The 19,753-nt window shown below is 64.7% G+C and carries 19 protein-coding genes; 11 read left to right on the forward strand and 8 right to left on the reverse strand.

Annotated features, from left to right (window positions below; all coding sequences use genetic code 11):
* Positions 1-88 precede the first annotated feature (88 nt).
* Both J7392_RS12635 and J7392_RS12640 read right to left on the reverse strand, forming a co-directional pair.
* On the reverse strand, positions 89-1,375 hold the full coding sequence (locus J7392_RS12635; protein WP_209217862.1) for a homoserine dehydrogenase: 1,287 nt from the start codon (positions 1,373-1,375) through the stop codon (positions 89-91).
* A 116-nt stretch (positions 1,376-1,491) separates the two neighbouring features.
* Entirely contained in the window at positions 1,492-1,923 is a 432-nt protein-coding gene (locus J7392_RS12640) for a hypothetical protein (RefSeq protein ID WP_209217863.1), read from the reverse strand.
* Between the two features lie 12 nt (positions 1,924-1,935).
* Between J7392_RS12640 and J7392_RS12645 the strand changes: the two genes are divergently transcribed.
* Complete coding sequence (locus J7392_RS12645) at positions 1,936-2,520, forward strand: TetR/AcrR family transcriptional regulator (protein ID WP_209217864.1); 585 nt, start codon at positions 1,936-1,938, stop codon at positions 2,518-2,520.
* A 19-nt stretch (positions 2,521-2,539) separates the two neighbouring features.
* Here the strand turns inward: J7392_RS12645 and J7392_RS12650 are convergent, their stop codons facing one another.
* Positions 2,540-3,451 carry a pirin family protein gene (locus J7392_RS12650; RefSeq protein ID WP_209217865.1) on the reverse strand — a complete coding sequence of 304 codons (912 nt, stop codon included), beginning with the start codon at positions 3,449-3,451 and terminating at the stop codon, positions 2,540-2,542.
* A 94-nt stretch (positions 3,452-3,545) separates the two neighbouring features.
* The gene (locus J7392_RS12655; protein ID WP_209217866.1) at positions 3,546-4,919 is read right to left on the reverse strand and encodes an L-serine ammonia-lyase; all 1,374 of its coding nucleotides are present in this window, start codon (positions 4,917-4,919) and stop codon (positions 3,546-3,548) included.
* 253 nt (positions 4,920-5,172) lie between these two features.
* Between J7392_RS12655 and rpiA the strand changes: the two genes are divergently transcribed.
* The 6 genes from rpiA to J7392_RS12685 all read left to right on the forward strand — a co-directional run bounded on the left by rpiA (position 5,173) and on the right by J7392_RS12685 (position 11,641).
* Positions 5,173-5,961 carry a ribose-5-phosphate isomerase RpiA gene (gene rpiA / locus J7392_RS12660; protein WP_067266197.1) on the forward strand — a complete coding sequence of 263 codons (789 nt, stop codon included), beginning with the start codon at positions 5,173-5,175 and terminating at the stop codon, positions 5,959-5,961.
* A gap of 90 nt (positions 5,962-6,051) precedes the next feature.
* Complete coding sequence (gorA, locus tag J7392_RS12665) at positions 6,052-7,431, forward strand: glutathione-disulfide reductase (protein WP_209217867.1); 1,380 nt, start codon at positions 6,052-6,054, stop codon at positions 7,429-7,431.
* Between the two features lie 68 nt (positions 7,432-7,499).
* On the forward strand, positions 7,500-8,714 hold the full coding sequence (hflK, locus tag J7392_RS12670) for an FtsH protease activity modulator HflK (RefSeq protein ID WP_209217868.1): 1,215 nt from the start codon (positions 7,500-7,502) through the stop codon (positions 8,712-8,714).
* Positions 8,714-9,781: a protease modulator HflC gene (locus tag J7392_RS12675; protein ID WP_209217869.1), complete on the forward strand. Its 1,068-nt coding sequence runs from the start codon at positions 8,714-8,716 to the stop codon at positions 9,779-9,781. Before hflK ends, J7392_RS12675 begins: the two co-directional genes overlap by 1 nt.
* Positions 9,778-9,972: a DUF2065 domain-containing protein gene (locus J7392_RS12680; RefSeq protein ID WP_209217870.1), complete on the forward strand. Its 195-nt coding sequence runs from the start codon at positions 9,778-9,780 to the stop codon at positions 9,970-9,972. Before J7392_RS12675 ends, J7392_RS12680 begins: the two co-directional genes overlap by 4 nt.
* 184 nt (positions 9,973-10,156) lie before the next feature.
* On the forward strand, positions 10,157-11,641 hold the full coding sequence (locus J7392_RS12685) for a Do family serine endopeptidase (protein ID WP_209217871.1): 1,485 nt from the start codon (positions 10,157-10,159) through the stop codon (positions 11,639-11,641).
* 53 nt (positions 11,642-11,694) lie between these two features.
* Here J7392_RS12685 and J7392_RS12690 read toward each other — a convergent pair whose 3' ends face one another.
* Positions 11,695-12,246, reverse strand: coding sequence for a peptidoglycan-binding domain-containing protein (locus J7392_RS12690; RefSeq protein ID WP_209217872.1), 552 nt, complete (start codon positions 12,244-12,246; stop codon positions 11,695-11,697).
* Positions 12,247-12,410: 164 nt separating this feature from the next.
* Between J7392_RS12690 and J7392_RS12695 the strand changes: the two genes are divergently transcribed.
* Both J7392_RS12695 and J7392_RS12700 read left to right on the forward strand, forming a co-directional pair.
* Entirely contained in the window at positions 12,411-12,734 is a 324-nt protein-coding gene (locus J7392_RS12695) for a 2Fe-2S iron-sulfur cluster-binding protein (RefSeq protein WP_067266186.1), read from the forward strand.
* Positions 12,734-13,429 (forward strand): VCBS repeat-containing protein, encoded by a 696-nt coding sequence (locus J7392_RS12700; protein WP_209217873.1) that lies wholly within the window; start codon positions 12,734-12,736, stop codon positions 13,427-13,429. The genes J7392_RS12695 and J7392_RS12700 overlap by 1 nt, the downstream gene beginning before the upstream one ends.
* Positions 13,430-13,463: 34 nt before the next feature.
* Here the strand turns inward: J7392_RS12700 and purD are convergent, their stop codons facing one another.
* A complete protein-coding gene (purD, locus tag J7392_RS12705) occupies positions 13,464-14,729 on the reverse strand; it encodes a phosphoribosylamine--glycine ligase (RefSeq protein ID WP_209217874.1) in 1,266 nt (421 codons plus the stop codon).
* A 70-nt stretch (positions 14,730-14,799) separates the two neighbouring features.
* Here purD and xseA point away from each other — a divergent pair, with 70 nt between their 5' ends.
* Positions 14,800-16,362 carry an exodeoxyribonuclease VII large subunit gene (gene xseA, locus J7392_RS12710; RefSeq protein ID WP_209217875.1) on the forward strand — a complete coding sequence of 521 codons (1,563 nt, stop codon included), beginning with the start codon at positions 14,800-14,802 and terminating at the stop codon, positions 16,360-16,362.
* 6 nt (positions 16,363-16,368) lie between these two features.
* Here xseA and J7392_RS12715 read toward each other — a convergent pair whose 3' ends face one another.
* Positions 16,369-16,758: a hypothetical protein gene (locus J7392_RS12715; RefSeq protein WP_209217876.1), complete on the reverse strand. Its 390-nt coding sequence runs from the start codon at positions 16,756-16,758 to the stop codon at positions 16,369-16,371.
* Between the two features lie 41 nt (positions 16,759-16,799).
* Complete coding sequence (locus J7392_RS12720) at positions 16,800-17,801, reverse strand: alkane 1-monooxygenase (protein ID WP_209217877.1); 1,002 nt, start codon at positions 17,799-17,801, stop codon at positions 16,800-16,802.
* 158 nt (positions 17,802-17,959) lie between these two features.
* Here J7392_RS12720 and J7392_RS12725 point away from each other — a divergent pair, with 158 nt between their 5' ends.
* Positions 17,960-19,672: an NAD(P)H-dependent oxidoreductase subunit E gene (locus J7392_RS12725; RefSeq protein ID WP_209217878.1), complete on the forward strand. Its 1,713-nt coding sequence runs from the start codon at positions 17,960-17,962 to the stop codon at positions 19,670-19,672.
* Positions 19,673-19,753: the final 81 nt, after the last annotated feature.

Raw genomic sequence — 19,753 nt, forward strand, 5'->3', positions numbered from 1 at the left:
AAGAGACAGCAGGATCGAAGAGGTCTGAGAATTTAGGCTGAGGGCCATCGCCCGCCCGCGGGCAGGCGATGGCCCTCAGCCTAAATTCTCAGACCTCTTCGATCCTGAGCGCTACCGGTTCACCGGCCAGCACGCCCGTCTTGTCCATATTCGCCAGCGCCTCCAGCAGCGCGTCGCGGCTGGTCTTGTGGGTCACGATCAACACGGGGGCCGAGACATCCGCATGTTCATACTGGCGCATCCGGTAGATGCTCACACCCGCTTCGCCCAGCACCGTGGCGATTTTCGCCAGCGCACCGGGTTTGTCGACCAGCGCCATGCGCAGGTAGTAGGGGGCAGGGCGCTGGCTGCTGGCGGGGGTGGTTCGCTCAAGCGTCTCGGCAGGCTGGCCAAAGACCGGCCCGCGCAGCCCGCGCGCGATGTCGCAGACATCGGCCATCACGGCGCTGGCCGTTGGCCCTTCGCCCGCACCGGCACCGCGCAACACGATCTGGCCCACGGCATCGCCTTCGATCACCACCATATTGGTGCCGCCATCAAGCTGCCCCAAAGGCGAGGTCTGCGGCACGAGGCAGGGCATCATCCGCTGCTCCAGCCCGCGGCCGGTTTTCTGGGTCACGCCCAGCAGTTTGATCTTGTAGCCCATGTCGGCGGCGGCGCGGATGTCTTCGATGGCGACCCGCTCGATCCCCTCAAGCTGGATGCCGTCAAAGTCGATCTTGGTGCCAAAGGCGATGGAGGACAGGATCGCCAGCTTATGCGCCGCGTCGATGCCGCCCACGTCCAATTGCGGATCGGCTTCGAGATAGCCCAGCCCATCGGCCTCGGCGAAAATCTCTTGATAGGTTTTGCCCGAGTCCTCCATCCGTGTGAGGATGTAATTGCACGAGCCGTTCATCACCCCCATGATCCGGGTGATCTCATTCCCGGCGAGCCCCTCCATCAGCGTCTTAATGACCGGGATGCCGCCCGCCACAGCCGCCTCATAGCGCAGGGCCACGCCCGCGCCCTCGGCCTGTTCGGCCAGCGCTTGGCCGTGCATCGCCAGCATTGCCTTGTTGGCGGTGACCACATGTTTGCCCGCCGCCAGCGCGGCTTCGGTCGCGGCCTTGGCGGGGCCGTCCGCGCCGCCCATGAGCTCGACGAAAACATCCACGTCGTCGCGGGTGGCCAATTTGACGGGGTCATCCTCCCAATCATAGGAAGACAGCGACAGCCCGCGATCCTTGTTCCGCGTGCGGGCCGAAACCGCCGAGACCGTCATCGCGCAGCCGGTGCGGGCCTCTAACAGGGCGGCCTGCTGGCGCAGAATGCGCAGCACACCCACGCCCACGGTTCCCAATCCGGCAATCCCGAGGCGAAGCGGCTTAGACATGGCGGTGGTCCTTCTGGTCTGATCCGAAAGGCCCGGCAGGCGGGGCCGGGCATAGCCGCGATGTAGCGGGTTCGGCGCCTGCGTGCAACGCGCATACGCATCACGGGGATGCCCGTTTATTCAGCGCTTTCGCTGTCCTCGGCGGCTTGGCGGGCGCGCCGTAGCTCGGCGGCGCGCGCCCTGAGCCGCGCCACCCGCGCGGCACTGGCGGATTGGGCGCTTGTGCGGCTGACGCGCGCCGCGCGGGCTTCGAGATTGGCCGCACGCCCCGTGAGCGCCGCTTCGGTCCGCGCCGGGTCGATCCGCCCGGCGGTGGCTTTGGCCAAAAGCGGGTCGATCGGGACCAGATCGGGGTAGGGCGCGGCCTCCAACGCGGGCGTGATGGTGCGGTCGAGTTCGGGAAACTGCGTGCAGCCCGCCAGCAGCGAGACGCCCAGAAACAGGGCGATGGTCGAGAGGGGGCGGGGCGGGCGCGCTTGGGTCATGCCTCGTTCTGCCCCAGTGGCGATCTTCGCGCAAGCGGGGTTTGCTTTTGAACGCTTGTTCATTAAATTGACGCCATGGCAAGAACCACAGGCTCCCACTCCGATATCACCGGCCCGCGTGTCCGCGCAGCCGCGCTGCGGCTTTTCGCACGGGGTGGCTATGCCGCCGTATCAATGCGTGCCATCGCCGCCGAAGTCGGCGTGCAGGCCGGGGCGCTCTATAACTACACGCCCGATAAACAAAGCCTGCTGTTTGACCTGATGCAGGCGCATATGACCGACCTGTTGGCCGAAACGCCCAACAGTGCAGACCGATCCGCCGTGCAGCAGTTGCAGGACTTCGTGGCCTTCCACATCCGCTTTCACGCGGATCGGCCTGATGAGGTTTTCATCGCCTATATGGAATTGCGCAATCTGACGGAGGAGAATTTCGCCGTGATTGAGCGTTTGCGTCGCGACTACGAAGACCGGTTGGAAGCGATCCTTCGTTCTGGGGTCGCCAACGGCGATTTCGCCGTTGCCGATACCAAGATCGTGACGCTGGCGATCATCGCGATGCTGACGGGTGTGAACACATGGTACCGCGCGGGCGGACGGCTTTCGCTGGACGAGGTCGTGGCGCAGTATTGGGATATGGTGCGCAAGGCCGTGACCGCCTAAGCGGCCACGGCCCTTTGGGTCAATGGGCGGGGCGGATGAAGGTCCCGTTGTTCAGATCCCGCATCGCCTGCTGTATCTCGGCGCGGGTGTTCATCACGATCGGCCCGTGCCACGCCACCGGCTCTTCAATCGGCGCGCCCGAGATCAGCAGGAAACGCACCCCTTCCTCACCGGCCTGCACCGTGACCTCATCCCCGGTGCCAAAGCGGATGAGCGTGCGGTCCCCGGACATGTCGCGGATGTTGACCTCCTCGCCGGCGACCTCTTTCTCAAGCAGCACGCCCGATGGGGCGGAGGCATCGGCGAAAGCGCCCGCACCTTGGAAAACATAGGCAAAGGCCCTGCGGTAGGTGTCGATCCGAAAGGTCTTTTTCACGCCCGCAGGCACGAAGATATCCAGATACTGCGGATCGGCGGCGATGCCATCGACGGGGCCGCGTTTGCCCCAGAACTCGCCCGTGATGATCTTGACCCTTGTGCCGTCGTCATCGGTCACCACCGGGATATCGGCGGATTTCATATCCTGATAGCGCGGCGCGGTCATCTTCTGGGCCGAGGGCAGGTTGCCCCAAAGCTGGAAACCGTGCATCTGCCCCTTGTCGTTCCCGCGCGGCATTTCTTGGTGCAGAATGCCCGATCCGGCGGTCATCCACTGCACGTCGCCCGCGTTCAAATCACCGGTATTGCCGAGCGAATCCGCATGGGCCACGGTGCCTTCGAGCACATAGGTGATCGTCTCGATCCCGCGGTGCGGGTGCCAAGGGAAGCCCTTCTCGAAGTCGCGCGGATGCTCGTTGCGGAAGTCGTCGAACAGCAGAAAGGGGTCAAGCTCCGACGGGTCGTGGAAGCCGAAAGCGCGGTGCAGTTTCACCCCGGCGCCTTCCATCGTGGGCGTGGCGCGGCGGGTTTCCAATGTGGGTCTGAGGGACATGATGCTCTCCTTTGCAGTTGCTCAGAAGATAGGGGGCGGCGGTCACCTCAACAATTGGCCCCGGCGAACGGGGCCTGTGCAAATTTGCGCAGCTTCAGCAGTTCGGCACATTCACCGCCAACCCGCCGAGGGAAGTTTCCTTGTATTTCTCGCTCATGTCCGCGCCGGTCTGGCGCATGGTCTCAATACAGGCATCGAGCGGCACAAGATGCGTGCCGTCGCCGCGCAGCGCCAGAGAGGCCGCCGAGACCGCCTTGATCGCGCCCAAGCCGTTGCGCTCGATACAAGGCACCTGCACCAGCCCTTTGACGGGGTCGCAGGTCATGCCGAGGTGATGCTCCAGCGCGATTTCGGCGGCGTTTTCGATCTGCTGCGGGGTGCCGCCCATCACAGCGCATAGCCCGGCGGCGGACATGGCGGCGGCGCTGCCGACTTCGGCCTGACAGCCCGCCTCGGCGCCTGAGATCGAGGCGTTGTATTTCACCAGCCCGCCAATCGCGGCGGCGGTGAGCAGGAAGTCTTCGATATGCGCCTCAGACGCGCCGGGGACATGGTCGAGGTAATAGCGCAGGGTGGCGGGCATCACACCTGCGGCCCCGTTGGTCGGCGCGGTCACGACCTGCCCGCCAGCGGCGTTCTCCTCGTTCACAGCCATGGCATAGACGCTCATCCAATCGTTGATCGTATGCGGGGCGGATTGGTTCTGTCCGCGCTCCGCCATCAGCGCGTCGTAGATGCCCTTGGCGCGGCGTTTCACCTGCAAGCCGCCGGGCAGGGTGCCTTCGGAGGTCAGCCCCCGGTCGATACAATCGCGCATCACCTGCCAAAGCCGTTTGCTGCCCGCGCGCAGGTTCTCGGCCCCGCCACGCGCCTCTTCGTTGGCGCGTTTCATACCCGCGATGGTCTTGCCGGATTTGGCCGACATCTCAAGCATTTCGGCGGCAGACTTAAAGGGGAAGGGCACCGGCGCGCCTTCATCCGTGTCTTTGCCTGCGGCGAGTTCCTTTTCAGTCATCACGAAGCCGCCGCCGATGGAATAATAGGTTTCGCGCAAGGCAACGTCGCCTTGGGCGTCGGTGGCCATCAGCATCATGCCGTTGGCATGGCCTGCAAGCTTGGTGTCGTAGTCAAAGATCATGTCGCGCTCAGGGTCGAAACGCAGTTCGGGCAGTCCATCGACGCTGATGCGGCGGGTCTGTTTGATCTCTTCCAACACCTTCTCGGCGGCATCGGCGTCATAGTCCTCGGGCGTGAACCCGGCGAGGCCGAGGATCGTGGCGCGGTCGGTCGCATGGCCGACGCCGGTAAAGGCGAGGCTGCCGTGCAGCGAGGCGCGCAGCCCGGCGAATTGGAAGGGCGATGCGCGCATCTGGTCAAGAAAACGCCCCGCCGCCACCATCGGCCCCATGGTATGCGAAGACGAGGGGCCGATGCCCACTTTGAACATGTCGAAGACCGAAAGAAACATCAGGTGGCGGACCCTTTTATGGTTGCGGGTGGCGGGCGCGGTGGGACGGGTATCGCCCAGACCTCTGGCGCATTGCAAGCGACCTAGGCCCGATCCAACCATTTCCCGCCGCCCCGTGGCGCGCCGAAAGCGACAGGGCGTGCGCTCTGCCCGTCCTGTCGGCGTGCGGCACCGCCAAAAACCGCCGACTTGCCCCTCGCACCCTATGCCAATTCGCCCTATAACGCGGCAAACGCCTGAGAGGGAGCACCCGATGTCCGGAGACCTATCACCGATCGACAAGGCCAAATTCGTGGCCGCGAAACGGGCGTGCGAATTCGTGGAAGACGGGATGCGCGTGGGGCTTGGCACCGGATCGACGGCGGCGTGGCTGGTGCGCTGTCTGGGTGAGATGGTGCGCGACGATGGGCTGCGGATCAAAGGCGTGCCGACCTCCTCGCGCACCGCGCAACTGGCGCGGGATGTAGGGATCGAGGTGATCTCTCTCGATGAGGCGAAATGGCTCGACCTGACGATTGACGGGGCGGATGAATTCGATGGCGACCTGAACCTCATCAAGGGCGGCGGCGGGGCCCTACTGCAAGAAAAGATCGTGGCGACGGCCAGCGACCAGATGGTGGTGATCGCCGATATCGGCAAGGAGGTGCATCATCTGGGTGCATTCCCCCTGCCGATTGAGGTGATTCCCTTTGGCTGGCAGACCACGCAGGCGCTGGTCGAAGAGACGCTGATCTCGATGGATGTGCTGGGCCAAAGCTCGACCCTGCGGATGAATGGCGAGGTGCCTTTTATCACCGACGAGGGGAACTATATCCTAGACCTGCGGCTGGGGCGCATCGGCAACGCACGGCAATTGGCGCTGGTGCTGAACCAGATGCCCGGCGTGGTGGAAAACGGCCTGTTCATAGATATCTGTGACGCGGTTGTGATCGGCTACGGGGATGGCAGGGTAGAGGTGCGCGACATAAATGAAGGCACCGTGGCGACCGACCGTTTGGAATTCGTCGAGACCGACAACCTGTTTTCCGACCTGAGCGATTAACGCCCACAAAGCGAGACACGCGCGACCCCGCGCAACACCGAAATATGCGCGATCCCGCGCAAGACTCAAAACGACTAAGAGAGGCGCCAAATGGCCAAGAATGAATTCGACTACGACCTGTTTGTCATCGGTGGCGGCTCGGGCGGTGTGCGCGCGGCGCGTGTCGCGGCGGGCGAACATGACGCCAAGGTCGGTCTGGCCGAGGAAGACCGTTATGGCGGCACCTGCGTGATCCGGGGCTGCGTGCCCAAAAAGCTGATGGTCTTTGCCTCGGGCTATGCCGATGTGGTGGATGAGGCGAAATGCTTTGGCTGGGATCTCAAGGCCGGGCCGTTTGACTGGCATGACTTCAAAGGCCGTCTGAACACCGAGCTGGACCGCCTCGAAGGTGTCTATCGCAAGCTTCTGAAGAACTCCGGCGTTGACACATTCGACGCGCGCGCACGGATCAAGGACCCCCATACCGTGGCCCTGTCCGACGGCACCGAGAAGACCGCGAAACACATCCTCATTGCCAGCGGCGGCCGCCCCGTGCGCCCCGAGATCGAGAATGCGGAACTGGGGCTGGTCTCTGACGATCTGTTCCATCTGGAGAAGTTGCCCAAGTCGATCCTGATCATCGGCGGCGGCTATATCGCCTGTGAATTTGCCTGTATCCTCAACGGCTTGGGTGTCGAGGTGACGCAATATTACCGCGGCGCGCAGATCCTGCGCGGCTTTGACGACGAAGCCCGCGGCATGGTGGCCGAGATGATGCAGGAAAAGGGGATCGACCTGCATCTTGGCACCAACATTCTGGAGATGACGCCCAGCCACGAAGACGGCAGCGGCCCGATGAAGGTCAAGCCGACCAACGGCACCGAAAAGATGTTCGACCAAGTGCTCTTTGCCACGGGCCGTCGCCCCAACAGCGATGACATGGGGCTGGATGACCTGGGCGTGAAACTGGGCCGCAGCGGTGAGATCGAGGTGGATGAATACAGCCAGACGGCGGTGCCTTCCGTCTATGCCATCGGCGACGTGACCAACCGCATCAACCTCACCCCCGTGGCGATCCGCGAAGGCATGGCCTTTGTCGAAACCGTCTTTGGCGGCAACCCGACGCCGGTAGATCATGATCTCGTGCCTTCGGCGATCTTTACCCAGCCCGAGATGGGCACGGTGGGGCTGAGCGAGGAGGCCGCGCGGGAGGCGGGGCCGATTGAGGTCTATGCGACCTCTTTCAAACCGATGCAGGGCGCTTTTGCGGGCAAGGCTGACCGGGTGCTGATGAAGCTGATCGTCTGCGCCGAGACGCGGGTGGTGCTGGGCTGTCATATCGTCGCACCCAACGCGGGCGAATTGATCCAGATGGTCGGCATCGCGGTCAAGATGGGCGCCACGAAAGAGCAGTTCGACGCCACATGCGCGGTGCACCCGACCATGTCCGAAGAACTGGTGACGATGCGTAATCCGACCCGCACGGCTTGAATATCACGCGAAAGCGTACAATTTTTGGAACGATAGGCCGCATGGGCGGCCCAGAGGGGAACATATCAATGGCAGGAAATTCGCAAGGCCCCTGGGGGGGCGGCGGAGGCGGCAACCGGGGCAACGGCGGAGACCGGGGCAACGGGGGTCGCAACGACGGGCCGCAGGGTCCACGCGGGCAGGGCGGTGACCGCCCCCAGATGCCCGAGATCGACGATCTGGTGCGCAAGGGGCAAGAGCAGCTGCGCGTCTTGATGGGGGGGCGTGGTGGCGACCGGGGCAATGGCACCGGCGGCGGCGGTCGCGGCACTGGTGGGCCGGGCGTGACACGTTCGACCCTTGGCATCGCGCTTTTGGCGGGTGTGGCGCTTTGGGGCTTTGCCAGCTTCTACACCGTGCGGCCCGAACAGCAGTCGATCGAACTGTTCTTGGGTGAATTTTCCGGCATCGGCACCGAGGGTCTGAACTTTGCCCCATGGCCGCTGGTCACGGCAGAGGTATTCGACGTCACCACCAACCGCACCGAGGAGTTGGGCGTGCGGCGCGGCGGCGGCGGCAACGAAGGCTTGATGCTGACCACGGACGAGAACATCGTCGACATCGACTTCCAAGTGGTCTGGAACATCAAGAACGCGCGCGACTTCAAATTTTCGCTGCGCGATCCCGAAGCTTCGGTAAGGGCGATCTCGGAATCCGCCATGCGTGAAGTCATCGCGCAATCCGAACTGGCGCCGATCCTCAACCGGGATCGTGGCGCGGTGGCGGATCGGGTGAAGGAGTTGATCCAAAACACCCTCGACAACCGCAATACCGGCATCAACGTGCTGCGTGTCAACGTGAACAAGGTCGACCCGCCCAGCCAGACCGTGCAGGTCACCGATGCCAATGGCAACACCACCACGCAGTCGGTCGTCGATGCCTTCCGCGACGTGCAAGCCGCCGAGCAGGAGCGTGACCGGGTGGAGCGTCAGGCCGACGCCTATGCCAACCGCCGTACCGCTGAAGCACGCGGTGAATCCGCGCAGCTTCTGGAAGCCGCCGAAGGTTACCGCGCCCGCGTCGTGAACGACGCTGTGGGTGAGGCCAGCCGCTTTGAAGCCGTGTTGGAAGAATACCGCAACGCCCCCGATGTGACGCGCAAACGTCTGTATCTTGAGACCATGGAAAAGGTGCTGGGCGACGTGGATAAGGTCATCCTCGAAAACGGCAGCGGCCAAGGTGGGCAGGGCGTCGTTCCCTATCTGCCACTCAATGAATTGCGGCGCGGTGGAGGGTCGAACTGATGCGGAAAACAAGTCTTATCATCCCCATCGTGGTGATCGCCATCGTGGGCATCCTGTCGGCTGTCTTTGTGGTGGACGAGCGCGAGAAGGCGCTGGTGCTGCGTTTTGGCCAGATCAAACAGGTCCGCAACGAGCCGGGCATTGGGTTCAAAGTCCCGCTTTTGGATGAGGTGGTGCGCTACGAAGACCGCATTCTGTCGCTGGAAACCCCGGTGATCGAAGTCACCCCCGCCGATGACCGGCGCCTTGAGATCGACGCCTTTGTGCTCTACCGCATCGACGATATGGTGCAGTACCGGCAAGCTTTGGGTGCGGGCGGCGAACGTCAGGCCGAAAGCGAGATGGGCGGCATCATGGAAAGCCAAATCCGTGCCGTGCTCGGCTCGCAGGGCGTGACCTCAAACACCATCCTGTCGCCCGAACGGGCCGACCTGATGGAGCAGATCCGTGTCCGCGCCGATGCACGCGCGCAGGCGCTTGGCCTCAAGGTGGTGGATGTGCGTCTGCGTCAGACAAACCTGCCCGAGCAGAACTTTGACGCGACCCTGCAACGGATGATCGCCGAGCGTGAGCGTGAAGCGACCGACGAACGCGCCCGTGGCCGCGAAGCCGCGCAGCGTGTCATCGCCCTTGCTGATCGTACCTACGAAGAGATCCTCTCGGAGGCCCGTCGTGACGCGCGGATCATCGAAGGTGAGGCGGATGCGCAGCGGAACAACATCTTTGCGCAGGCCTATGGCAAGGATCAGGAATTCTTTGAATTCTACCGCTCGCTCAGTGCCTATGAACAGGCGTTGCAGGGGCAGAACTCCACCATGGTGATGTCGCCTGACAGTGAGTTCTTTAACTACCTGCGGTCGGACCGCAGCGCCACGACCTCGGTCGATGCGGTTGCACCGCCGCAGACCCCTGCCGCCGATGCGCCCGCGGCTGAGCCGTCGCCGGAGGCAGATAACGCCGCCGCCGCAGAGGATACGCAGGAGGAGGCCGCCCCTGCGGCCCCCGCCACGCCAGCCCCCGCCGCACCGGAGGCTGAGACAGATCTGCCAGCGGCGCTGGAAGAATGACGCTGGTTCTACTGGCTCTAGGGTCGGTTCTAATTTTCGAGGGGCTAGTGTACGCACTGGCCCCTTCGTTTTTGGAACAGATGCTCGAAATGCTTCGCCGCATCCCAGAGGCCGTGTTGCGCCAGCTTTGCGCGCTGGCGGTGGTGGCCGGGTTGATCTTGGTTTGGCTCGCCTTTCAACTGGGGTTTTGACACCGCGCGGGCGGGGTGAAACGGCGTCCGTTTTGCCCACGACCTCGCAGGCCGGGGTCGCAAATCGTCACACTCCCACCCGTTGAAATGCGCGTGATCGGCCCCATCTTTGCTGTTGCAGCGCGTCCTTTCGGAATGCACTCTGCCCACGTTGGCAACAACAGGAACAATCAGGAGACGATGAATGCAGGCCAAGGCGGTTTCCCTGTCCACAACAGCACAACACACCCAATGGATGCGAGCGATGGCAATGGGGGTGATGGCGCTGACCCTCCTGATCCTGCAAGCCAGCATGGCGCTGGCCAAACCCGAAAGCCTCGCCCCGCTGGCCGAGAAAATCAGCCCTTCGGTGGTCAATATCACCACCTCCACCACGGTTGAGGGCCGCACCGGGCCGCAGGGCATCGTGCCCGAAGGCTCGCCCTTCGAAGACTTCTTTCGTGAGTTTCAGGACCGCAACAATGGTGAGGGCAACCGGCCCCGCCGTTCCTCGGCCCTCGGCTCGGGTTTTGTGATTTCCGAAGACGGCTATGTGGTGACCAACAATCACGTCATCGAAAGCGCGGATGAGATCACCATCGAATTCTTCTCGGGCGAGGAATTGGTCGCCGAGGTCATCGGCACCGACCCCAAGACCGACATCGCGCTTTTGAAGGTCGAAGCGGAGGCGCCGTTGCCCTTCGTCTCTTTCGGTGACAGCAACGCCGCGCGGGTGGGTGACTGGGTGATTGCCATGGGCAACCCGCTCGGGCAGGGCTTTTCGGTCTCGGCTGGGATCGTGTCAGCGCGCAACCGGGCACTGTCGGGCACCTATGACGATTACATTCAGACCGACGCCGCGATCAACCGCGGCAATTCCGGCGGTCCGCTGTTCAACATGGATGGCGAGGTGATCGGCGTGAACACCGCGATCCTGTCGCCCAACGGCGGCTCCATCGGCATCGGCTTTTCGATGGCGTCGAATGTCGTCACCCGCGTGATCGACCAACTGCAGGAATACGGCGAGACCCGCCGCGGCTGGCTGGGCGTGCGCATTCAGGACGTGACCGATGACGTGGCCGACGCCATGGGCCTCAAGAAAGCCGTCGGCGCCCTGATCACCGATGTGCCCGAGGGGCCTGCGCGTGAAGCGGGGCTGAAAACCGGCGACGTGATCAAATCCTTCGACGGTGTCGAAGTGGTCGATACCCGTGGTCTCGTCCGTCAGGTGGGCAACAGCCCCGTGGGCGCGACGGTGCGCGTGACCGTGCTGCGTGACGGCAAGACCCAGACCATCAAGGTCGTGCTGGGCCGCCGCGAAGAGGCCGATGGCGCAGTTCCCGCCGGTATGGACGATAATGCTGATGAGGGGGCCGAGGCCGAGCCGCAGTCGACCATGCTGATGGGCCTGACCCTGATGCCGCTGACGGACGACCTGCGCGCGGAACTCGGGGCCGATGACGATATGACCGGCCTTGCCGTGACAGATGTGGATCAAACATCGGAGGCCTTCGAGAAGGGCCTGCGCATGGGCGATATCATCACCGAAGCGGGGCAGGAGCAGGTGTCGAGCATTGCTGATCTCGAAGCCCGGATCGCCGCGGCGAAAGAGGCGGGCCGCCGCTCTCTGCTGCTGCTGGTGCGCCGGGGTGGCGACCCGCGCTTCGTGGCGCTGTCATTGGCGGAGTGATCTGCCGGAACGGTTTGGAGAGGGCGCCTGCGGGCGCCCTTTTTCGTTGGCGGTCAGCCGCCTTGCCGGGGCACCGCGACCAGCCCGAGCGCCCGGGCGGTGGTCAGCGACAAGACCTCGCTATTCGGCCCCTCTTGGGCCTGATAGCGGCGAACGGCTGCCCGAGTTGCCCTGTCCATCTCACCGGTGATCGGTCCCGCGTAGAACCCGCGCGCCTCTAGCGCCCGTTGCAGGCTGCTGTTGAACTCGGGCGTCAGCACATCGGGGCAGGGGGTTTCGAACCAATTGTCGACCCGTGCGCGCACGATCTCTTGCCGGGTCTCGGTCTTGTAGACGGGCGGTTTGGCGATGCTGCCATCGGGGTTCATCTTTGCCGGGGTCACTTCGACCTGTTCGGTCACCGTCTCGATCACCGCAGGGCTGACCGTGCGGCCCCAGCAGCTCCCTTCCGGCGCGCCTGCGGGGCCGTGGCGGGTGGCCTCTAGCACCCCCGGCTCAGGGCGGGGGGTGGCCGGTGCTGCCGTCTCGCAACCCGCCAAGGCCGCGACGGTCAGCAGCAAAGCGGCGCAGCGCCGCGTGGTTCTGGGGGGGAGGGGCTGTGTCATGCCGGTCTCTCGGGCTCGCCTGTTGTTCGGGGGCAGACTAGCCGGATGCGTGGGCCTTGCCCACCGCAATGTCGGGCGCGCCGTGACCTTGCGAAAAGGGGGCTGGAACCGGCTGCCATAGCCCGTTAAACAAGGCCGAACTTTTAGGACGAAAGGGCATCATCATGGCCAAAATCACCTATGTCGAACACTCCGGCACCGAACATGTGGTCGAGGTGGCCAATGGTCTCACCGTCATGGAAGGCGCGCGGGACAATAACATTCCCGGCATCGAAGCCGACTGTGGCGGGGCCTGCGCCTGCTCCACCTGCCATGTCTATGTCGATCCGGCTTGGGCCGAAAAACTGCCGCCGATGGACGACATGGAAGAAGACATGCTCGACTTCGCCTTCGAGCCCGATCCCGCGCGCTCGCGTCTGACCTGCCAGATCAAGGTCACCGATGCGCTGGACGGTCTGCGCGTGCAGATGCCGGAAAAGCAAATCTGATGCGGGCGATCGGCGCGGCATTGCTGGCGCTGATCGCAACGGGTGCGGCGGCGGAGACGATTACCGCCGCGCATTACATCGCGCCTACGGGGCGCTACGCCCATGGCATTCTTGGCGACGCGCTGGAATGGGGCGGCTTGCAGGTCTCTCTGACAGACGGCGGTGCGCGGCGCTTCCATCTGCCGCGTGACCATGTTTTCGAAGATATCGCCCCCCGGCTCGTGGATGTGACCGGCGATGGCGCGCCCGAGGTTCTGGTGATCGAGACCGACGTGAATCGTGGCGCGGCGCTGGCGATCTACGGCCCCGAAGGCAAGATCACCGAGACCCCGCATATCGGCCAAAGCAACCGATGGCTCGCCCCCATAGGTGCCGCCGATCTGGATGGCGATGGCGCGGTCGAGATCGCCTATGTCGACCGGCCCCATCTGGCGCGGGTGCTGCGGGTCTGGCGCTTTGCCGATGGGCATCTCAGCGAAGTCGCGCAAATGACGGGGCTGACCAATCACCGCATCGGAGAGCGGCATATCTCAGGCGGTCTGCGCGATTGTGGGGCAGGGCCGGAGATGGTGCTGGCGGCTGCCAATTGGGAACGTGTGGTGGGGGTGCGCCTGACAGGCGGACAGCTTGCGCGGCGCGATATCGGCCCCTTCGCGGGGGGCGAGAGCTTTGCCAAGGCGCTGGCCTGTGAATGAGGGGCGGCTGCGGCTCTGGTAGAGCCGCCACCCGTCAGTTCAGCGCGCGCCAGCCGATGTCGCGGCGGCAGAACCCTTCGGGCCAATCGATTCCATCGACCATCGCATAGGCACGTTCTTGCGCCTCGGCCAGCGTGGCTCCGCGTGCGGTGACATTCAGCACCCGCCCGCCATTGGCCAAGATCGCCCCGTCCTGCGCCTTGGTGCCTGCGTGGAACACCATATTCGCGCTGTCCTCTGGCAGGGCGGAGAGGCCCTTGATCTCACTGCCCTTTTCATAGTCACCGGGGTAGCCTTTGGCGGCCATCACAACGGTTAGCGCGTGATCTTCGGCCCAGGTCACCTGCATATCGGCCAGCGTGCCCTTGGCGCAGGCCTGCATCAGGTCGAAAGCCTGCGCGCCGAGGCGCATCATCAGGACTTGGCACTCCGGGTCGCCGAAACGGACGTTGTATTCTACCAGCCGCGGCTGGCCGTCCTTGATCATCAAACCGGCGTAGAGCACGCCCTGATAGGGCATTCCGCGCTTGGCCATCTCCGCCATACAGGGGCGGATGATCTCATTCAGCGCGCGTTCGGCGATCTCGTCGCTCAGCACCGGGGCAGGGGAATAGGCGCCCATGCCGCCGGTGTTGGGGCCGCTGTCGCCTTCGCCGACCCGCTTGTGGTCTTGGGCCGTGCCGATGGGCAGCACCGTCTCCCCGTCGCAAAGCAGGAAGAAGGATGCCTCTTCGCCTTCCATGAACTCTTCGATCACCACTTCGGCACCCGCCTCGCCAAAGGCGCCGTCAAACATCTCATCCACGGCGGCCAGCGCTTCGGCATCGGTCATGGCGATGATGACACCCTTGCCCGCCGCCAGACCGTCGGCCTTGATCACAATCGGCGCGCCTTGCTTTTCGACATAGGCGCGGGCGCTGGCGGCATCGGTGAAATGGCCATAGCCCGCCGTGGGTGCATCGCAGGCGTCACAGATTTCCTTGGTGAAGGCTTTGGAAGCTTCCAAAGCCGCCGCTGCTTTGGAGGGGCCAAAGACATCGAAACCCGCCGCGCGCAGATCGTCGCCCACGCCCGCGGCGAGGGGCGCTTCGGGGCCGATGATGACGAAATCGATGTTATTGCCCTCGCAGAAGGCCACAACCGCCGCGCCATCCATGATGTCGAGCTTGGCGCATTGCGCGATGGCGGCGATGCCCGCATTGCCCGGTGCCACGATCAGCTTGTCGCATTTGGGGTTCTGCATAACCGCCCAAGCAAGTGAATGTTCGCGGCCACCGCTGCCGAGGATCAGGATATTCATGCCGCGCACTCCCTTGGACTTCGTTGCTCCGCGTTCTAAGCTGGGGAGCCCACAGACACAAGGTGCCCAGATGGATCTGTTCGACGACCCCGCCCCCGGTGGCAACAGCCCCGAATTCACGGTGACCGAGCTTTCGGGCGCGATTAAACGGGTGATCGAGGGGGAGTTCGGCCATGTGCGGATTCGCGGTGAAGTGGGCCGTGTCAGCCGCCCGCGCTCGGGGCATGTCTATCTCGACCTCAAGGATGACCGCTCGGTCATCTCGGGCGTGATCTGGAAAGGCGTGACCGCGCGGCTTGAGACCCAGCCCGAAGAGGGGATGGAAGTCATCGCCACCGGGCGCATCACCACCTTTGGCGGGCAGTCGAAATACCAAATCGTCATCGAGGATATCAAACCAGCAGGCATGGGCGCGCTGATGGCGCTGTTGGAGAAACGCAAGGCAGCGCTGGCGGCGGAGGGGCTTTTCGCCCCCGAACGCAAACGCCCGCTGCCCTATCTGCCCGAGATTATCGGCGTTGTGACCTCGCCCTCGGGGGCCGTGATCCGTGACATTCTGCACCGGCTGCGGGATCGTTTCCCGCGCAAGGTGCTGGTCTGGCCGGTCGCTGTTCAGGGCGCGAAATGCGCGCCAGAGGTGGTGCGCGCCATCCAAGGGTTCAACCGGCTCACCCCCGGTGGCGCGTTGCCCCGGCCCGAGTTGATCATCGTGGCCCGCGGCGGTGGCTCGGTCGAAGACCTCTGGGGCTTTAACGAGGAAAGCGTCGCGCGCGCGGCGGCAGCCTCGGACATTCCGCTGATCTCCGCCGTGGGGCATGAGACCGACACGACGCTGATCGATTTCGTCTCGGACAAACGCGCGCCTACGCCCACGGCGGCGGCGGAATTGGCGGTGCCCGTGCGGCATGAGCTGGCGGCATGGCTGGAGGGGCAGGGCGCGAGGATGCGGCAGGCGCTGAGCCAAGGGCTAACCCGTCGCAGCCAGCGGATGCGGGATCTGGCGCGGGCTTTGCCGCGGGCCGACACGCTGCTGGAGGGGCCGCGCCAGCGCCTTGATCGCGGGGGGGAGAAACTGGCCCCCGCGCTGATCGCAGGCGTCCAAGGTCGCCGCGTCAAGCTGGCCGATATGTCCGGCGCTCTGCGCCCCGGCACCCTGCGCCGCCAGTTGGAGGCGGATCGCCAACGTCTGGCGCAGCTCTCGGCACGGCTCGACCCTGCGTGGCAACGCAATTTGGCCGGGCAGCGCGACCGGCTGGCCGCGCGGATTGACCGGTTCCACCCCGAGGTGCTGCACCGTCAGATCCTCCGTCGCCGGGAGCGGCTTTTGGACCGCACACAAACCTTCCGCCCCGAGGTTCTGCGCCGCGACCTGTCACGCCAAGACCAACGGTTGAAAGAGGTGCTGGCCCGGCTGGCGCGCGCAGGCCGTGCCGATCAGGACCGCCGCCGCCGCCAGATCGACGCGATGGGCCGCACGCTCGGCACGCTCGGCTATCGCGAAACGCTGGCCCGTGGTTTCGCCGTGGTGCGGGGCGACGGTGACGTGGTGACCAGTGCGGAGGCCGCCAAGAAGGCGGCGCATCTGGAGATCGAATTCGCCGACGGTCGGCTGCCGGTCGAAGGCGAGGGCTGAACTGGCCTAGACCCCGACCTCCGGCCCAAGGCACAGCAGCGGCTCGGTCATTTCCCGCGCCTCATAAAGCGCGGTTTCGGTCGGGTCATTCTCGAACCGCGCGACCAGCCCGGTCGGGCTTTCGCTAAAGCTCCAGCATTGCGGGGCGGGGTCGTCTTCGTAGACAAAGCAGATCAGCCCCTCGGCCTCATACCAGCGCCCCTCTTTGCAATGGCCATCCAGAAAGGACCACTGCACGCGCCGGTTCTCGTGATAGATTTCCGCCCCATAGGGCGCGCCGGACTGGCCGAAGTAGAGCGTTTTGCCTTCCGTATAGGCTTCGAACTCCGCCGCCGACATCTCGGCCAAGGCAGGCAGCGGAAGGAAGGCGCAGATCAGGGCGAAGGCATGTCTCATGCCACCAGCCTGCCAGAAGCCCGCGCCCCGCGCCAGTGGGGTCAGCGCCGATGCCACCGTGCCACGCGCCGGTCCATCATCCGCCGCCACAGCGGGGGAACGAGGGCAATCACCGCCATCACGGGCAGGGAATAGGGCAGTTTCGGCATCTCTGGCGTCACATCCAGCGCCGGGAAGGCGCGGGCGGGGCGCATGTGGTGGTCCGAATGGCGCGGGGCGTTCAGCATCATCGCGGCAGAGTACCATTTCGGCGCGTTCCAACTGTGCTGCGGGCCCATCGGCTCGAACCGGCCATCGGGGCGCTGCTCTCGCCGTAGCCCATAGTGCTGCACATAGTCCGACAGCAGCAGTTGCATCTGCGCATAGGCCGCCAGCCCGATATAGGCGAGCAGCCCGGCGACCCCGCCCAGCAGCAGCGCCGTGAGCAGCGCCAGCGCCGCGCCAATGAGGTAGAGTGCGTAAGGGTGCAGCTCCTGCGGCCCCCTCTTGCGCGCGCGCTGCGCGCTGTCGGCCTGCCACCCGGCGCGAAACTCCCCCCAGCTTGCGCTCAGCAGAAACCGCCAGAACCCCATGCCCTTGGGGGCGGAGTTGGGATCAGCCGGGGTGGCGGCGGCGGGATGATGCACCCGCAGATGGGCCGAGACGTGATGCCCGTGCAGCAGCGAGATATAGATCGCCGTGCCGATCCGCCGGGGCAGGCGGCGGCTGGCGTGGATCAACTCATGGGCGTTGGAATTGCTGATCTGGCCCAGAAACAGGCCAAGGGCGGCAAAGATCAGGGCGCGGTCCAACCCCTCAAGATGCGGGGCTGCGCCAATCGCCCAGACCCCGAGCGGCATCAGCAGGAAATGCGCGGCGGCCAAGGTCAGCGTCAGGGCGCGGCCTGAACTGTCGGAAAGGTGCAGCGCGCGGCCCAACCGGTCCATAAAGGCGACATGCACCGTGATCGACAAAAGCGCCAGCACGGGCCAGACCCCGCCCCAGAGGGCGGCGGCGGCGATCAGCACCGCCGGTGTCAGACTTGCGATCACATACCACAGCATGCGTTTTCCCCTGCGACCCCGCGCCAATCGGCTCGGCCCCCGCATTCTGCCCGCCGCAGGGGCCGTGCACAACGCAAACACCCGCGCGATTGTCGCTTTTTGATCGCGCCTAGGGCTTTGGATTTGTTACCAAGGCGGAAAGCAAGGGGGGGAGAGACATGGCGCTGGACGATCACGGCAAGGCTGCGGCGGGGGAGCCGCGAAAGGGCGTTTGGAAATCCGGCAAGGGCAAGGGGCGGCATCACCCCAAGGGGCGGCAGTTGCAGGATACGGCGTGGGAGGAGGTCCGCGCGCTGTTGGGCGACCGCCCGCGCGCCCGCGATCTGTTGATCGAGTTTCTGCATCTGATCCAAGACCGCTTTGGCCACCTCTCGGCCGCGCATCTGCGCGCCCTGGCCGAAGAGATGCGTCTGTCGATGGCCGAGGTCTATGAGGTCGCCAGTTTCTACGCCCATTTCGACGTGGTGAAAGAGGGCGAGACCCCGCCGCCCGCCCTGACCATCCGCGTCTGCGATTCGCTGTCTTGCGAGTTGGCCGGGGCGCAGGCCCTGAAAACCGCGTTGGAAGAGGGGCTGGACCCGACCGAAGTGCGCGTCCTGCGTGCGCCCTGCATGGGGCGCTGCGACACGGCGCCGGTGCTGGAACTGGGGCATAACCATATCGACCACGCGACGCCCGAGAAAGTGCTGGCGGCCATTGGCGCCGGAGATACCCATGCCCAGCTGCCCGACTATGAGGCTTACGAAACCTACACGGCATCAGGGGGTTACGACGCGCTGTTGAACCTGCGTCAGGGGGGCGATTGGGAAGCGGTGCAGGAGCAATTGTTAGATGCCGGGCTGCGCGGTCTTGGTGGAGCGGGTTTCCCCTCGGGCAAGAAATGGGGCTTCGTGCGCGGCAACCCCGGCCCGCGCTATCTGGCGGTAAATGGCGATGAGGGCGAGCCGGGCACCTTCAAGGACCGCTGGTATCTCGAACGCAGGCCGCATCTCTTCCTCGAAGGGATGTTGATCGCCGCTTGGGCGGTGGAGGCGGAGAAGGTCTTTCTCTACATGCGCGACGAATACCAGGCGGTGCTGGAGATCCTGCGCCGTGAGATCGCCGCTCTGGAAGGTGCGGGCCTCATCGCGCCCGGCTATGTGGATCTGCGCCGCGGGGCGGGCGCCTATATCTGCGGCGAGGAAAGCGCCATGATCGAAAGCATCGAAGGCAAGCGCGGCTTGCCGCGCCACCGCCCGCCCTATGTGGCGCAGGTCGGTGTCTTTGGCCGCCCGACCTTGGTGCATAATGTCGAGACCCTGCATTGGATCGCCCGCATTTGCCGCGAGGGGCCGCAGGTGTTGAATGGGGTCGAAAAGAATGGCCGAAAGGGGCTGCGGAGCTATTCTGTTTCGGGCCGTGTGGCGCGCCCGGGGATGTATCTGCTGCCCGCAGGCTCGACCATCACCGATATCATCGCAGCGGCGGGGGGCATGGCAGAGGGCCATATGTTCAAAGCCTATCAACCGGGTGGGCCGTCCTCGGGGCTTTTGCCCGCGTCGATGGCGGATCTGCCGTTGGACTTTGACACGTTGCAGCCGCATGGGTCTTTCATCGGCTCGGCGGCGGTGGTTGTCCTGTCGGAACACGACAGCGCACGGGCCGCCGCCCTCAACATGCTGCGGTTTTTCGAGGATGAAAGCTGTGGCCAATGCACGCCCTGCCGGGTCGGCTGTGAAAAGGCGGTGAAGCTGATGCAGGAGGACCGCTGGGACCAATCTCTGCTGGAAGAGTTGTCGACCGCCATGGTCGATGCCTCGATCTGCGGGCTGGGGCAGGCGGCGCCGAACCCGATCCGGCTGGTGATGCAGCATTTCCCCGATGAAATCTGACCCCGCCCCCTCCCGGCGGGCTTGATCTGCCCGGGCGCCCTTCCATCTGCGCGGGCAAGCCTATAGATCAAGACCAAACTG

The organism is Sulfitobacter sp. R18_1 (assembly GCF_017743915.1).
Taxonomy (GTDB): Bacteria; Pseudomonadota; Alphaproteobacteria; order Rhodobacterales; family Rhodobacteraceae; genus Sulfitobacter; species Sulfitobacter faviae.